The sequence below is a fragment of the Pseudonocardia sp. NPDC046786 genome (genome assembly GCF_040645415.1).
Lineage (GTDB): Bacteria > Actinomycetota > Actinomycetes > Mycobacteriales > Pseudonocardiaceae > Pseudonocardia > Pseudonocardia kongjuensis.
On record NZ_JBEYYF010000001.1, the window covers coordinates 219,172 to 233,681 of the forward strand.

Here is a 14,510-nt window from a genome sequence, read left to right on the forward strand (position 1 = left end):
GGCCTCAGTACTCGATCTTGCGGGCCTGCAGCGCCACCGCCACGTCGAGGCGCAGGTTCGGGTCGGTGGACAGCGGCCCGAGCAGCCGCTCCAGCTTCGAGACCCGGTAGCGCATCGTGTTGTAGTGGAAGAACTGCAGCCGGGCGGCCTCGGCGACGTTGAAGTTGGTGTCCAGCAGGATCTGCAGCGTCTCCCGCAGCTCGGCCGCCTCGGCGGTCGGCTCGGCCAGCGGGCCCAGCGCGTCCCGCACGAACGAGCGCAGCTCGGTCGGGTCCGGGATCAGCGCGATCAGCCGGTGCAGGCCGAGCTGGTCGAAGAACGTCGTCCCGCCGCCGCCACCGATCCGGCGGCCCACCTCGACCGCGCGGCGGGCCTGCCCGTAGGCCGCGGGCAGCGCGTCGACGTCGGCCGCCGGCCGGCTGACCCCGGCCGAGAACTGCCTGCGCCCGCCACCCTTGTCCCCGGCCACCGCGGTGACCACCCGCCGGACGATGTCCCGGCCCGCCGGACCGGCCTCACGGTCCGCGGCGACCGGCAACAGGGCCACCACCTCGGAGGAGAAGTCGACGGTCGGGATCCCGTCGCCGACCCCGGCGCACACCTGCCGCCAGGCGGCCGAGAAGCGCTTCTGCCAGGCCCGGCGCTGCTCGCCGGACACCGGCTCGTCGGTCGGGTCCAGCTCGGCCGAGACCACCACCATCGGCCGGCGCAGGTCCCAGCCGAAGGTGTCGGCGTGCTCGGCGACGTAGGCCGGATCGGCGGTGCGGCGCAGCAGCAGGTCACGCAGGAAGTCGCCCTGGTACTTCGTCTCGACCGCGGTCACCGCCTCCTCCCGGACGATCAGCAGCGCGGCGACCGCGGCGGCCCGCTCCAGCGCCCGCACGTCGTCCGCGGTGAGCCGGGCACCCCGGCGCAGGCAGACCAGGCGCGCCAGGTTGGTGCCCCCGGCCGCGACCCGCAGCGTGCGGGCCTCGCCGCCGCCGATCGCGATCCCGTCGGCGCCCATCCGCTCGACCCGCAGCCGCCCGGTCGGGTCGACCAGCTCGTGCTCGGCGAGCAGCTCGCGCAGCTCACCGGACAACGCGGAGGCGCGCTCCCGGCCGTCGGTCGAGGTGAAGGCGACCCCGACGCCGAGCACCCGCCCGACCTCCGCCGCGATGCCGTCGAGATCGCCGCCCTCCAGGGCGATCTGGGTGAGCCCGGTGTGCAGGGCGTCGACCCGGGCGAGCGCGGCCCGCGCCGGCAACTCCGGATCCGGACCATCACGTTTGAGCAAGAGTTGCCTTCCCTCGGAGCCGAAGGTGGCACAAATTAACATCGGATCGCGGGATTGCCCAGGCTAGCGTCGGCTCCGTGATCGCCGTCAGCGCGCCCGTCCGGGTCCGGGACCGGCTCCGGTCGGCCGCCGACGGCCCGCTGCGGATCGTGCACCGCGGGCCCGCCGCCGTGTATCTCGCCGTCGGCGGGGAGTGCGTCGGGGTGACCGCGCGGGACGCGGTCGCCGTCCCGTGCGCGCTGCACACCCGGCTCGGGCGGCTCGAGGTGAGCAGAGCAGAGCTGCGCGACGGCGTGCTGCACCTGGACGGCGAGCCGCTGCGGATCCGGCGGTTCGCCGACACCCGGGTCCCGCCGCTGCCGGCCGGCGCCCTCGCCCGGCCCGGCACGTCACGGGCGGGCGGGACCGGCCGCCCGGCGGAGCCGGGCGCGGCGACCGGGCACCGTCCCGCGACGGGAACCACGTCCTCGCTCGCGGCGCTGCCCGGCCGGGTGCGCCCGGTGACCGTCTCCGGCCTGGTCGGCAGCGGCGACGGCCTCACCCCGCTCGGCGACGACGTGCTGTGCGGCTGGCTGGCCCTGCACCGCGCCGCCGGTGCGGCCACCCCGGCCGTCGACGCCGCCGTCCGGGCCCACCTGCACCGCACCACGCTGCTGTCCGCGACGCTGCTGCGCTGCGCGCTCGACGGCGAGGTGGTGGACCGGTTCGCCCGGTTCGTCGCCGCGCTCGGCTCGCCCGCCGAGCAACACGCGACCGCGGCGCTCACCGCCGTCGGGCACACCTCGGGTGCCGGGATGCTGCACGGCGCCCGGCTCGCCCTGCGGGAGCTGCACCCGGCCCGCCGGGCCGGCCGGCGGCACGACCCCGCCCAGCACGATCACGCGCGGCGCGACCCAGCGCGGCACGACCCCGCGCAGCACGACCACCGCCCCCCGGCCGACGAGCACCCTGGAGGGACCGCCGCATGAGCACGCACGTCGAGGTACGACCCGGCGCCTACGCCGACTCGGTCACGCTGCTCCGGGTGAGCCGCACGGTGGCCGGGCTGGACGGGGTGACCGCGGCCCAGGTCGCGATGGCGACGCCGCTGAACGTCGACGTGCTCAGCGGGATGGGGTTCGAGGTCCCCGCCGGGACCGGCCCGAACGACCTGGTCGTGGCGCTGCGGGTGACCGGCGACGCGGAGCTCCCGGCGGCGCTGGCCGGGGTGGACACCGCGCTCGCCGAGGCGAACCGGCCCACCGCGGGCAGCGGTGACGGCACCGGCACCGCCGCGCCGCGGACCACCGGCTCCGCGCTGGACCGGGCGGCCGCGCCGATCGCGCTGGTCTCGGTGCCCGGCCCGCACGCGGCCGTCGAGGCGATGGACGCGATCGAGGCCGACTGCGACGTGCTGATCTTCAGCGACAACGTCCCGGTCGAGCAGGAGATCGCGCTCAAGCGGGCCGCCGCCGAGCGGTCGGTGCTGGTGATGGGCCCGGACTGCGGGACGGCCGTGGTGCACGGCCTGGGACTCGGGTTCGCCAACACCGTCCCGCCCGGCCCGGTCGGGATCGTCGCCGCCTCCGGCACCGGCTGCCAGCAGCTGCTCGCCCTGCTCGACCACGCCGGCGTCGGCGTGACCTCGGCGCTCGGCGTCGGCGGGCGGGACCTGTCCGCCGAGGTCCGCGGGCTCGCCACCCGGGAGGCGCTGCGCCGGCTGGACGCCGATCCGGCCGTCGAGCTGATCGTGCTGGTCTCCAAACCTCCCGCCGACAACGTCGCCGACGAGATCCGCGCGCTGGCCGCCGGCTTGGCCACCCCGGTCGAGTTCGCCCTGCTCGGGCCGGGCCGGCCGGACCTGACCGCGGCCGCCGGCTCGGTGCTCACCCGGCTCGGCAGGCCGGTGCCGGACTGGCCGGTGCACGGCTCCGCCCGGCCCGCCGCAGGCGGCCGGTACCTGCGCGGCCTGTTCGCCGGCGGCACCCTCGCCACCGAGGCCGCGACCGTCGCCACCGCGGCCGGGGCCGGGGCCGGGCACACCTTCCTCGATCTCGGCGACGACGCCTACACCGCGGGCCGCGCCCACCCGATGATCGACCCGACGCTGCGGCTGGAGCACCTGCGGGCGGCGCTGGCCGATCCGGACACCGCCGTCGTGCTGCTCGACGTGGTGCTCGGGCACGGCGCCGAGCCCGATCCGGCCGCGGCCCTCGTCCCGGTGCTGTCGGGCGCCCGGCCACCGGTCGTCGTCACCGTGGTCGGGACGACCGCCGACCCGCAGGACCTGCACCGCCAGGTCGGCGCGCTGGTCGCGGCCGGCGCCGAGGTCCACCTGTCCCAGGCCGGCGCCACCCGCCGCGCCGTCGAGCTGCTCGGAGCCGCCCAGTGAGCACCACCCGCACCCCGGACGCCGTGGTGAGCACCGGCACCGATCTGCTCGCCGACGCCGTCGAGGACCAGGCCGTCCCGGTCACCCGGGTCGACTGGCGGCCGCCGATGGACGGCACCGCCGACGACCTGGCGACGGTCGCCACCGATCCGCTGCGGGCCGCGGCGAACGAGCGCGCGCTGGCCGCGATGCTCGGCGTGACCGCGACCCTGGTCGACGTCGCCCCCGCCGCCGAGGTGCTCGGGCTGGCGCCCGGCGAGTTCCTGCACGCCGGGCCGCCGATCACCTGGGACCGGACGTCCGGGCCGCTGCGCGGCGCGCTGATGGGCGCCGCCGTGCTGGACGGCCTGGTCGACGACCCGGAGGACGCCCCGGCGCTGTTCGAGGCGGGCACCTCGGTGTCGCTGGAGCCGTGCCACCATCGGGCGACGGTGGGCCCGATGGCCGGTGTCGTCACGTCCGGCATGTGGATGTTCGTGCTGGAGGACGCGGCGACCGGGCGGCGCACGTACTGCTCGCTCAACGAGGGCCTCGGCAAGGTGCTGCGCTACGGCGCCTACGGCCCGGAGGTGCTGGCGCGGCTGCGCTGGCTCGGCGACGTGTTGGGCCCGCTGCTGCGGGTCGCGGTGCGCGCCACCCGCGACGCGGGCGATCCGGTCGACGTCACCGCGATCCTGACCCAGATGCTGCAGATGGGCGATGAGGCGCACAACCGCAACCGCGCGGGGACCCTGATGCTGCTGCGCGACCTGTCCCCGGCGATGGTCACCGGCGCGGCGGACGCCGGGCGCTCCGCCGACGACGTCGCCGCGGCGTTGCGCTTCGTCGGCGGCAACGACCACTTCTTCCTGAACCTGGCGATGCCGGCCTGCAAGCTCGCGCTGGACGCGGCCCGCGACGTCGAGGGCTCCACGATGGTCGTCGCGATGGCCCGCAACGGCACCGACTTCGGCATCCAGGTCTCCGGCACCGGCGACGAGTGGTTCACCGGCCCCGCGCAGCTGGCCGACGGCCTGTTCCTCGGCGACCACGGGCCGGCCGACGCGAACCCCGACATCGGCGACTCCGCGATCACCGAGACGGCCGGCATCGGCGGGTTCGCGATGGCGACGGCCCCGGCGATCGTCCGGTTCGTCGGCGGCACCGTGCCGGATGCGCTGGCCACCACCCGCCGGATGCGCGAGATCACCCTCGGCACGAACCCGCGGTGGACGGTCCCGGTGCTGGAGTTCGCCGGCGTCCCCAGCGGCATCGACGTGACGAAGGTGTGCCGGACCGGGATCCTGCCGCAGATCAACACCGGGATGGCGGGCCGGGTCGCCGGGACCGGCCAGGTCGGCGCCGGGCTGGTGACCCCGCCGGCGGGCATCTTCCCGGCCGCGCTGGGTGCGCTCGCCGCCCGGACCCGCGCCCGCCGCACGACCTGACCCGTCGGGGCGTTCCGCAGGTCGGAGGATGGACTTCCGGTCCGCGCTCGGTACCGTGACCGCATCATCCGCAGCGCCGCACCGAACCGGACGCACGGTCCCGCCCGCACCGCCCGGCAGGCCCGGCGCGCGCCGGTGCCCACGGCCGGGGGCGCCCGGTGAGCAGCCCCGGTCCGGTCCCCGAGCGGCCGGCGTCGAAGGTGCGGCTGCGCGACCACGCCCCGCGCCCCGGGATCACCGTGCTCGAGGTGATCGGTGAGATCGACGAGGCCGAGGCGGAGGCGATCCGGCTGCGCATGGTCGAGCTCCTGCGGCGGACCGGGCCGGCGCGGGCCGTGCTCGACCTGTCCGGAGTCGGGTTCCTCGGGTCGCACGGGCTGACCGCGGTGGTCCGCTCCTCCCGGGCCGCCGTCGAGCTCGGGGTACTGCTGTCCGGGGTGACCGGGCCGGACAACCGGGCGGTGCTGCGGCCGGTCCGGATGACCGGCCTGGACCAGGTGATCCGCTGGTTCCCGGATCTCGACAGCGCGCTGGCCGACGGCCCCGGCCGGCCGCACCTACGGGACGGGCCCGCATCCGGTTCACCGCCGGGGCGGTGACGACTCCCACCGCGGCCGCGGACGTTCACCGTGCATCGGGCGGGTAGCCCGATCGCATGACGGACGTGTCCAACCGAACGGCCCCGGCCCACGACGAACGCGCAGCGGCGCCGGACGACGCACCCCTGGTGGTCCGCCATGACCTCCCGGAGGCCGCCGGGCCGGAGCGCGTCCTGGTGCCCGGCGGCTCGCTGGAGCCGCCCCGGACCCGGTCCGGCGAGCAGCTCGCCGAGGTGTTCGAGGAGGCGGTCGACCGGCATCCGGACCCGGTCGCCGTCGACACCGGGGACGCCCGGCTCACCTACCGCGAGCTCGACGACCGCGCGAACCGGCTCGCCCACCACCTGCGCGCGGGCGGGACCGGCCCCGGCCGCCCGGTGACGATCGGCTGCGCGCCCTCGGCGTCGTCGTCGCGCTGGTCCCGCTCGGGTTCTCGGTCGCGCTGTGGCCGGTGTGGGGGCTGTGGGCACCGGGCCTGGCCGTCGCGGCCGGACCGCTGCTCCTGCTGACGTGGTCGGCGCTGCTGGAGCGCGCGATGCTCCGTTTCCGGCCGCTGCAGCCGCGCACCGCGTCGATCTACGACCGCTACTTCTGGTTCCACGAGCGGCTCTGGAAGCTCTACGTGCGCCCGGTACTGGCCGGCACCCCGCTGCTGGTGTGGCGGAACCGGCTGGCCGGGCTGTCCGCCGGCGCCCGGGTGTTCGACGACGGGGCGTCGTTCCCGGAGAAGAGTCTCACCTCGGTCGGCGACGACGCCGTGCTCAACGCGGGCTCGGTCGTCCAGTGCCACTCGCTGGAGGACGGCCGCTTCGAGTCCGGCCGGGCCCGGATCGGCGCGGGCGCCGCGATCGGCGTGCGGGCGTTCGTGCACCACTCCACCGAGGTGGGTGACGGTGCCCGACTGGCGGCGGACTCGTTCCTGATGAAGGGCGAGCAGGTCGGCCAGGGTGAGCGCTGGGGCGGCAATCCGGCGGTCGTGGGCTGAGCCGGGCCGTGAGCCCGGACCAGGCGGTGCACGCCGGGCGCCGGCGTCAGGCCACGAGCGCGAGCACGCTCTGCGCCCCGACGCCCCCGCCGACCAGGAGCAGCAGCACCGCGAACGACCGGTTCAGCGCGGCCGCGGACAGCCGGTCGGCGACCAGCTTCCCGGCCAGCGCGCCGAGCACGGCGACCGCGACGAACGGGCCGAGCACCGTCCAGTCCGGCTGCAGGTGGCCGGCCCGGGCGGCCAGCGAGCCCGCCGCGTTCAGGGTGAGCACGAGCAGCGAGGTGCCGATCGCGGCGGGCATGCCCATGCCGAGCAGCACGACCAGCGCGGGGACCACCAGGAACCCGCCGCCGACGCCGAGGAACCCGGTCAGGAAACCGATCAGCGATCCGGCGGCCAGCACCTTCGCGGTGCGCACCGCGAGCGCCCGGCGGTGCGGCCGCACCAGCACCGCGGTGCGGCCGGCCGGGCCGGCCGGACCGTCCTCGGTCGGCACCGACCGGGCCGCCGGACCGGTCGAGGACGCCGGTTCGTCCCGGCCGTCGCCGCCGCGGACCAGCATCAGCGCGGCGACGGCGAGGGTCAGCCCGGCGAACGACAGCAGCAGCACCGGCTGCGGCACGGCCCGGTTGAGCACCGAGCCGGCCCAGGCCGTCGGCAGGCCGACGGCGCCGAACGCGAGCCCGGTACGCCAGTCGATGGTCCGGTCACGCAGCCTGCTCAGCACGCCGACCACGGAGATGATCCCGACGATGACGATGCTGCCGGTGGTGGCCGCGTGCGCGTCCTGGCCGAGCGCGTAGACCAGCGCCGGGACCGACAGCACCCCGCCGCCGCCGAGCGCGCCGATGACCAGGCCGACGGCCAGCCCAAGCACCCCGGCGACGATCCCGGTCACCGGCGCGGGTCCGTTCGGTCGGGGCTGCCCAGCAGCTCGAGCTGGTAGCCGTCACGGGTGGCGAAGTCGGCGCGCAGCACGAACCGGTCGCCCCGGACGAGGGTGTGCCGCCACTCGACGCGGCGGCCCTTCGCGGTGCCGAGCCGGCGGATCGAGTAGGCCGCGGTGGACGGGCTGCCGCCCAGCAGCCGGTGCTCGGCAGGCGTCGGCAGGATCGGCTGAATGGTCTCCTCGCCGCCGGTCAGCACCACCCCGCACAGCTCGGCGTAGCGCTCGTAGAGGGCGCCGCTGCTGAAGTCGGCCTCCAGCAGCGGGGCGGCCAGCTCGTGCGGCAGCCAGAGCCGGTCCAGGGCGAGCGGATCGCCGCCGGCCAGCCGCAGCCGCTCCAGGTGCACCAGCGGGGTGGACTCCTCCAGGCCCAGCCGGGTGGCGACGACGCCGTCGCGGCGGACGTCGAGCGCGCGGACCACGCTGTGCTGCTCGATCCCCATCGCGCGGACCGACTCGTGCAGGCTGTAGAGCGCGCCGAGCCGCTGCACGATCTCGACCGGTTCCGCGGTGCGGGAGGGGCGGCCGCGGGTCCCGACGACGAGACCCTCGTCGCGCAGCACCTTCACCGCCTGCCGGACGGTGTGCCGGCTGACGCCGTACTCCTCGACCAGCGCCAGCTCGCCGGGGAAGCCGTCGGTGAAGGCGTCGGCGTCGAGCCTGCGCCGCAGGTCGTCGAGCAGCTGGAGCCAGAGCCGGCGGTCCGGGGTCCGGTGCAGTGCCGCCGGACCACCGTTCCCCGCCATGCCCGTGAATGTACGGTCATTTGCCCGGGACGGCCAGCGTCACCGGACGTGACCTGCGTGACGGGCGCCGGTCAGAAGGGGACGTGCGCGGCATGTGCGGCGCGGGCCGCACCGGCGATCCGGGCGAGCAGCCCGGGCCGGCGCTCCCCGCCGTCGCCGGACGGGGACGGCTCGGCGGGCGGTGGCGGCACGGGACCCGCGCCGGATGCCGGAACGGGACCGGCGGGCGGCGCGTCCACCTGCGGGGACAGCACGGGGTTCACGGCGGATCGGCTCCGGGGGCGTCGCGGCGGGGTCTGACGGGTCTACGGAGCGGGCCGGACCGCCGGACCGGCGGCGCTCAGCCCGCGCAGGGCCCCCGGCGACAGCGACGGTCGTCGACCGACAGCAGCTCCACCGCGATCAGGCACACGACGAACGTGTGATCGGTGGACGGGCCGGTGGCGGACACGCCGTCCACTGCACCATGCCCCGGGCGCCACCGCAACGCCCGGACGGTCATCTCCGGGACCAGGCGCAGCCACCGGCGAAGGTGACGGTCTCGCCCTCGATCAGCCGGACCGTTGCGGGCCCGTTCAGCACGGCCCGCGCGACCTGCCCGCCGTCCGGGCCGACCCGGACGTGCTCGCAGGCCGATCCACGGCCGGGACCCGGGGTGCCGTAGTCGCCCGGCTCCAGGGCCGGTCCGACCCGGAACTCGCCGTCGGTGGCCGTCACGGCCGCCACCGGGGCGGGCACCGGCGCGGCGACCGCCTGGGTGGCGGTGGCCTCGGCCGACTCGCCGGGGATCACGAACGAGCGGACCACCAGCAGCGGCACGACGACCGCGAGCAGCACCCACGGCCACAGGACGGTCCGCTCCCCTGCGGCCTGCCGGTCCGCGTAGTAGCGCTCGTACGGTCCGCCGTCGTCCATCCACCCGCCCCGTCGCTCTCGTCGTCACTCTGCCCATCGAAGCGATCGGGCGGGTGCGTTACGCGGCAGGTGGGTGACATCGCAAGGACCGTGCTGGAATGGCCGGGTGAGCACGGGCCGCACCTACGCCGGGGAGTCGGCCGCCGACCGCGCCGAGCAGCGGCGCCGCCGGCTGCTGGACGCGGGCCTGCAGGTGCTCGGCACCGAGGGGTACCGGGCGGCGACGGTGCGCCGGATCTGCCGGGTGGCCCGGGTCGCCGACCGCTACTTCTACGAGTGCTTCGACGGCACCGAGGACCTGCTGCTCGCGGTGCACGCGGAGTGTGTCGACCGGTTGCGGGCGGCGGTGTCCGCGGCGCTGGCGGTGCCGGCCGGGGGGCACCGGCCGGCCGATCCGCTCGGCCTCGCCCGGACCGGGCTGGACGCATTCCTGGCCGTCGTCGAGGACGACCCGCGGCTGGCCAGGGTCGTGTGGTTCGAGGTGCTCGGGGTGAGCGAGCGGGTCGAGCGGACCTCACTGCGGACGAAGTCGGACTTCGGCAGGCTGCTCGCGGCGCTGGCCGCCGAGCACACCGGGACCGCGCTGGACGTCGACGACGACGGTCTCACCACCGACGCGCTGATCGGCGGGATCAGCCACGTCGTCATGACCTGGACGGCGCGCGGCTTCACCCCGCCCCGGGCGCGGGTGGCCGACGCGCTCGCCCGCTTCCTGGTCGGCGGCGCCGGGGCGGCCCACCGGCCGGGCGACGCCGGTCACCCCCCAATGAGGAATCAGCCGTCATCAGATTAGGCTCGGCGATCAGCACACCCCCCCCCCCCCGGATGGAGAGGCTCCCGGCATGAAGACGTTCACCGGCCGCACCGCGGCGATCACCGGGGCCGGCTCCGGGATCGGCCGCGCGCTCGCGCTGCGACTGTCCGGCCAGGGCTGTCATCTCGCGCTCGCCGACCGGGACGCCGCCGGGCTCGCCGAGACCGCCGCGCTCGCCGGGCCGCAGGTCCGGGTGACCACCACCGGGCTCGACGTCGCCGACGAGCAGGCCGTGTACGCCTGGGCAGACACCGTCGTCGCCGCGCACGGCGCGGTCGACCTGCTCGTCAACAACGCCGGCGTCGCCCTGTCCGGGACGGTCACCGGGCTGTCGCTCGACGACTACCGGTGGATCATGGACGTCAACTTCTGGGGCGTGGTGTACGGGACCAAGGCGTTCCTGCCGCACCTGGAGGAGTCCGGCGACGGGCACGTGGTGAACCTGTCCAGCGTGTTCGGCCTCGCCGCCCAACCGCTGATGAGCGGCTACAACGCCAGCAAGTACGCGGTGCGCGGGTTCACCGAGTCGCTGCGCCAGGACCTGGAGCTGACCGGGTCCCGGGTGTCGGCGACCTGCGTGCACCCGGGCGGGATCAAGACCAACATCGCGCGGGCCGCGCGGATGGACCCCAGCGTCGCCGACGCCACCGGGCGGTCGCCACAGGACGCGTCGAAGGAGTTCGAGGCACTCTTCCTGACGACGCCGGACCGGGCCGCCCGGACCATCCTGGACGGCGTGCTCCGCGACCGGCGCCGGGTCCTCGTCGGACCGGACGCCTGGGCGATCGACTCGATGGTGCGGCTGCTGCCGACCACCTACCAGCGGATCATCACCGGGGTCGTCCGGTCCCGGCGGAGCTGAGACCCTCATCCCCGCCGGGCGGTCCCCGGCCCGACCCCCAGGAGCCGCCCGATGAGCCCCGGCCAGCAGCCTCCGGTCACCGCCTTCGGCCCGGACTTCCCGTTCCCGTTCGACGACTGGATCTCCCATCCCGCCGGGCTCGGCCGGATCCCGACCGACCGGCTCGGCACCGAGGTCGCCGTCGTCGGCGCCGGGATCGCCGGGCTGGTCGCCGCCTACGAGCTGATGCGGCTGGGACTGCGACCGGTGGTGTACGAGGCGTCGCACCTGGGCGGGCGGCTGCGGTCGCAGCCGTTCGAGGGCGCCGACGGGATCGTCGCCGAGCTGGGCGGCATGCGGTTCCCGCGCTCGTCGACCGCGTTCCACCACTACGTGGACCTGCTCGGGCTGCGCACCGAGCCGTTCCCGAACCCGCTGACCCCGGCGTCCGGCAGCACCGTGATCGACCTGCACGGACGGACCTACTACGGCCGCACCCTGGCCGATCTGCCGCCGTTCTTCACCGAGGTCGCCGACGCCTGGGCGGCGGCGCTGGAGGAGCGCGTCGGGTTCTCGGCGATCCAGGACGCCATCCGGAACCGCGACACGGAGGCCCTGAAGCGGCTGTGGGACGAGCTGGTGCCGCAGTGGGACGACCGGACGTTCTACGACTTCGTGTCCACCTCGAAGCCGTTCGCCGAGCTGAGCTTCGCGCACCGGGAGGCGTTCGGGCAGGTCGGCTTCGGCACCGGCGGCTGGGACTCGGACTTCCCCAACTCGATGCTGGAGATCCTGCGGGTGGTGACGACCGCCTGCGACGAGGACCAGCTGCTCGTCGTCGGCGGCGTCGAGCAGGTCCCGCAGGGCCTGTGGCGGCGCGCCCCGGACGGGATCGCGCACTGGCCCGCCGGGACCAGCCTGTCGTCGCTGCACGGCGGCGGGACCCGGCCGGGCGTCGCCCGGATCCACCGGGTGGACGACGGCACGATCCGGATCACCGACGTCTACGGCGGCGTCCGCGACTTCCCGGCCGTCCTCGCGACCTGCCAGGGCTGGCTGCTGTCCACCCAGATCGAGACCGACGAGTCGCTGTTCAGCCAGGAGCTGTGGATGGCGATCGACCGGACCCGCTACATGCAGTCGACGAAGACGTTCGTGATGGTCGACCGGCCGTTCTGGCGGGACGTCGATCCGGCGACCGGCCGGGACGTCATGAGCATGACGCTGACCGACCGGCTCACCCGCAGCACCTACCTGTTCGACAACGGCCCGGACCGGCCCGGCGTGATCTGCCTGTCCTACACCTGGATGAGCGACTCGCTGAAGATGCTGCCGTACCCGGTCGAGAAGCGGGTCGAGCTGGCGCTGCGCGCGCTGCGCGAGATCTACCCGGGCGTCGACATCGCCGGGCACGTCATCGGCGACCCGATCACCGTGACCTGGGAGTCCGACCCGCACAGCCTCGGCGCGTTCAAGGGTGCGCTGCCCGGCCACTACCGCTACAACCGGCGGATGTACTGCCAGTTCGTGCAGGACGACCTGCCGCCGGCCGAGCGCGGGATCTTCCTGGCCGGCGACGACGTGTCGTGGACCCCGGCCTGGGCGGAGGGCGCGGTGCAGACCGCGCTCAACGCCGTCTGGGGGATCATGCACCACCTCGGCGGCAGCTGCCCCGCCGACAACCCGGGGCCCGGCGACCGGTTCGCCGAGCTCGCCCCGCCGGCCCTGCCCGACTGATGCGGATCGCGCTCGCCCAGTGCGTCCCCGGGCCGCGGGACGTGCCGGGCAACCTGCACCGGCTCGACGGGTTCGCCGCGGCGGACACCGATCTCGTCGTCACCCCGGAGATGTTCCTGACCGGCTACGCGATCGGCGCCGACGCGGTGCGGGCGCTCGCCGAACCGGCCGACGGGCCGTCGGCCGCCGCGGTGGCCGCGCTGGCCCGGCGGCACAGCACGGCGGTCCTCTACGGCTATCCCGAGTCCGACGGCGGGCAGGTGTTCAACGCCGTCGCGCTGATCGGGCCGGACGGCTCCCGGCTCGCCGGGTACCGCAAGACGCACCTGTTCGGCGAGCTGGACCGGGCCCGGTTCAGCGCCGGTGCCGACCGGCCCGCGGTGGTCGAGCTGGACGGCTGGCGGCTGGGCCTGCTGATCTGTTACGACGTCGAGTTCCCGGAGGCGGTCCGCGATCTCGCGCTCGCCGGGGCGGACGCGGTGCTCGTCCCGACCGCGAACATGACCGGCTACGACCGGGTGCCGACCACCCTCGTCCCGGCCCGGGCGTACGAGAACCAGATCTACGTCGGCTACGCCAACCTCACCGGCGCCGAGGCCGGCCTGCTCTACGGCGGGCTGTCCTGCGTGGCCGGTCCGGACGGCGCCGACGTCGCCCGCGCCGGGCGCGGCGAGGAGCTGCTGCACGCCCGGCTGGACCGGACGGCGCTGGCCGCGTCGCGCCGGGAGAACCCGTTCCTCGCCGACCGGCGGCCCGAGCTCTACCGCCGCCTCACCGGCCGCTGACCGGCGCGATCCGGATACCGATCTTCGTCGCGCCGCCGCCCGCCCGGCGGGCCAGCTCCAGCGCGGCCGGGGTCTCGGCCAGCGGCAGCTCCCGCTCCAGGCACTGGCCGACCTCGACCAGCCCGCCGTCGACGAGCTCGAGCGCCTCGTGGAATGAGCGCAGGCCCGGCTCGTACTGCGCGCCGCTCGGCCAGACGATCGTCACGTTGCGCCGGAACGCCAGGTGCGCCGGGAACGCGCTCGGCTCGTTGCGCTCCGGGTACCCGAAGAAGCAGACGGTGCCCGCCCAGCGCACCATGCCGATCGCGGCGGCCCGGCAGTCGTCGTAGCCCGCCGCCTCGACGACGACGTCCGCGCCGCGCCCGCCGGTGAGATCGGCGACCAGCTCCTCCGGGCTCCCGTCCGGCACCAGCACGGTGTGCGTCGCCCCGAGCCGGGCGGCGACGGCCAGCCGATCGGCGTCCCGGTCGGTGACGACGACGGCCGGGTACCCGAGCCGGCGCAGGTGCTGCACGAAGTAGCCGCCCGCCGAGCCCGCCCCGATCACGACGGCCACGTCGCCGTCCGGGCGGCCGACCCGGCGCATCGCGAACAGCGTGGTGCCGAGCTGCTGCGCGGTGACCGCGCGGCGCAGGTCGGTGCCGGGCGCGAGCGGGACCAGGTAGCCGGCCGGGACCGCCTGGTACTCGGCGAAGCACTGCCCGGTCGTCCCGGGCGGGACGGTGAGCACCGGGGTGCCGGGCGGCAGCGGCGCGTCCTCGGGCCCGACGACGACGCCGGTGCCCTCGTGGCCGGGGTACCCGGGCCGGCCCAGCATGTCCGGCCGGTGGAAGCCGTCGAACACCGAGTGCACGTCCGAGCCGCAGACCGAGGCGTGGTGCATCTCGACCAGCAGCTCCCCGGGCCCGGGGACCGGCCGCGGGAACGACCCGACGACCGGCTCGCCGGGCGCGGCCAGGGTCGCTGCCGTCATGGGAGGACTGCTCGCCGAGGTGCTCACGGGGACATATTCCAGCACATCCGGTGCGTCGCGAGCACGACCTCGCGGGTAATCGACCCAGTGCC

General features: G+C 75.8%; 16 protein-coding genes. 10 read left to right on the forward strand and 6 right to left on the reverse strand.

The annotated features are described in order from the left end of the window. Positions 1-4: 4 nt before the first annotated feature. The gene (locus tag ABZ881_RS01170; protein WP_358480779.1) at positions 5-1,246 is read right to left on the reverse strand and encodes a helix-turn-helix domain-containing protein; all 1,242 of its coding nucleotides are present in this window, start codon (positions 1,244-1,246) and stop codon (positions 5-7) included. Positions 1,247-1,353: 107 nt separating this feature from the next. Here ABZ881_RS01170 and ABZ881_RS01175 point away from each other — a divergent pair, with 107 nt between their 5' ends. From ABZ881_RS01175 to ABZ881_RS01200, 6 genes are all read left to right on the forward strand, one after another. Further along, positions 1,354-2,244, forward strand: coding sequence for a DUF2877 domain-containing protein (locus ABZ881_RS01175; protein WP_358480780.1), 891 nt, complete (start codon positions 1,354-1,356; stop codon positions 2,242-2,244). Further along, positions 2,241-3,647 (forward strand): FdrA family protein, encoded by a 1,407-nt coding sequence (locus ABZ881_RS01180; protein WP_358480782.1) that lies wholly within the window; start codon positions 2,241-2,243, stop codon positions 3,645-3,647. The genes ABZ881_RS01175 and ABZ881_RS01180 overlap by 4 nt, the downstream gene beginning before the upstream one ends. After that, entirely contained in the window at positions 3,644-5,074 is a 1,431-nt protein-coding gene (locus ABZ881_RS01185; protein ID WP_358480783.1) for a DUF1116 domain-containing protein, read from the forward strand. Before ABZ881_RS01180 ends, ABZ881_RS01185 begins: the two co-directional genes overlap by 4 nt. A 158-nt stretch (positions 5,075-5,232) precedes the next feature. Continuing rightward, a complete protein-coding gene (locus ABZ881_RS01190) occupies positions 5,233-5,673 on the forward strand; it encodes an STAS domain-containing protein (protein ID WP_358480785.1) in 441 nt (146 codons plus the stop codon). Positions 5,674-5,738: 65 nt separating this feature from the next. Then, positions 5,739-6,182, forward strand: coding sequence for an AMP-binding protein (locus ABZ881_RS01195; protein WP_358480786.1), 444 nt, complete (start codon positions 5,739-5,741; stop codon positions 6,180-6,182). After that, positions 6,125-6,658, forward strand: a complete 534-nt coding sequence (locus tag ABZ881_RS01200) for a DapH/DapD/GlmU-related protein (protein ID WP_358480788.1) — start codon at positions 6,125-6,127, stop codon at positions 6,656-6,658. The genes ABZ881_RS01195 and ABZ881_RS01200 overlap by 58 nt, the downstream gene beginning before the upstream one ends. Before the next feature lie 46 nt (positions 6,659-6,704). Here the strand turns inward: ABZ881_RS01200 and ABZ881_RS01205 are convergent, their stop codons facing one another. The 4 genes from ABZ881_RS01205 to ABZ881_RS01220 form a co-directional block, all read right to left on the reverse strand. Continuing rightward, the gene (locus ABZ881_RS01205; RefSeq protein ID WP_358480790.1) at positions 6,705-7,559 is read right to left on the reverse strand and encodes a sulfite exporter TauE/SafE family protein; all 855 of its coding nucleotides are present in this window, start codon (positions 7,557-7,559) and stop codon (positions 6,705-6,707) included. Then, on the reverse strand, positions 7,556-8,353 hold the full coding sequence (locus ABZ881_RS01210; RefSeq protein WP_358480792.1) for a GntR family transcriptional regulator: 798 nt from the start codon (positions 8,351-8,353) through the stop codon (positions 7,556-7,558). Before ABZ881_RS01210 ends, ABZ881_RS01205 begins: the two co-directional genes overlap by 4 nt. Positions 8,354-8,424: 71 nt before the next feature. Next, a complete protein-coding gene (locus ABZ881_RS01215; RefSeq protein WP_358480793.1) occupies positions 8,425-8,616 on the reverse strand; it encodes a hypothetical protein in 192 nt (63 codons plus the stop codon). Positions 8,617-8,851: 235 nt separating this feature from the next. After that, positions 8,852-9,268, reverse strand: coding sequence for a hypothetical protein (locus ABZ881_RS01220; protein ID WP_358480795.1), 417 nt, complete (start codon positions 9,266-9,268; stop codon positions 8,852-8,854). Positions 9,269-9,374: 106 nt separating this feature from the next. Between ABZ881_RS01220 and ABZ881_RS01225 the strand changes: the two genes are divergently transcribed. Genes ABZ881_RS01225 through ABZ881_RS01240 form a run of 4 tightly spaced genes read left to right on the forward strand, consistent with a single transcriptional unit; the run spans position 9,375 to position 13,445 of the window. Beyond that, a complete protein-coding gene (locus tag ABZ881_RS01225; RefSeq protein WP_358480796.1) occupies positions 9,375-10,061 on the forward strand; it encodes a TetR/AcrR family transcriptional regulator in 687 nt (228 codons plus the stop codon). A 49-nt stretch (positions 10,062-10,110) separates the two neighbouring features. Further along, a complete protein-coding gene (locus ABZ881_RS01230; RefSeq protein ID WP_358480798.1) occupies positions 10,111-10,944 on the forward strand; it encodes an SDR family oxidoreductase in 834 nt (277 codons plus the stop codon). 51 nt (positions 10,945-10,995) lie between these two features. Further along, complete coding sequence (locus ABZ881_RS01235; protein WP_358480800.1) at positions 10,996-12,660, forward strand: NAD(P)/FAD-dependent oxidoreductase; 1,665 nt, start codon at positions 10,996-10,998, stop codon at positions 12,658-12,660. Continuing rightward, positions 12,660-13,445: a carbon-nitrogen hydrolase family protein gene (locus tag ABZ881_RS01240; protein ID WP_358480802.1), complete on the forward strand. Its 786-nt coding sequence runs from the start codon at positions 12,660-12,662 to the stop codon at positions 13,443-13,445. Before ABZ881_RS01235 ends, ABZ881_RS01240 begins: the two co-directional genes overlap by 1 nt. Here ABZ881_RS01240 and ABZ881_RS01245 read toward each other — a convergent pair. Beyond that, the gene (locus ABZ881_RS01245; RefSeq protein ID WP_358480804.1) at positions 13,432-14,418 is read right to left on the reverse strand and encodes a zinc-binding dehydrogenase; all 987 of its coding nucleotides are present in this window, start codon (positions 14,416-14,418) and stop codon (positions 13,432-13,434) included. The genes ABZ881_RS01240 and ABZ881_RS01245 overlap by 14 nt on opposite strands. Positions 14,419-14,510: the final 92 nt, after the last annotated feature.

Bases quoted from the DNA above. Each gene is read 5' to 3' on its own strand.
- ABZ881_RS01180 (WP_358480782.1), top strand. From the start codon at position 2,241: ATGAGCACGCACGTCGAGGTACGACCCGGCGCCTACGCCGACTCGGTC.
- ABZ881_RS01210 (WP_358480792.1), bottom strand. From the start codon at position 8,353: ATGGCGGGGAACGGTGGTCCGGCGGCACTGCACCGGACCCCGGACCGC.
- ABZ881_RS01220 (WP_358480795.1), bottom strand. From the start codon at position 9,268: ATGGACGACGGCGGACCGTACGAGCGCTACTACGCGGACCGGCAGGCC.
- ABZ881_RS01230 (WP_358480798.1), top strand. From the start codon at position 10,111: ATGAAGACGTTCACCGGCCGCACCGCGGCGATCACCGGGGCCGGCTCC.
- ABZ881_RS01235 (WP_358480800.1), top strand. From the start codon at position 10,996: ATGAGCCCCGGCCAGCAGCCTCCGGTCACCGCCTTCGGCCCGGACTTC.
- ABZ881_RS01240 (WP_358480802.1), top strand. From the start codon at position 12,660: ATGCGGATCGCGCTCGCCCAGTGCGTCCCCGGGCCGCGGGACGTGCCG.
- ABZ881_RS01245 (WP_358480804.1), bottom strand. From the start codon at position 14,418: ATGACGGCAGCGACCCTGGCCGCGCCCGGCGAGCCGGTCGTCGGGTCG.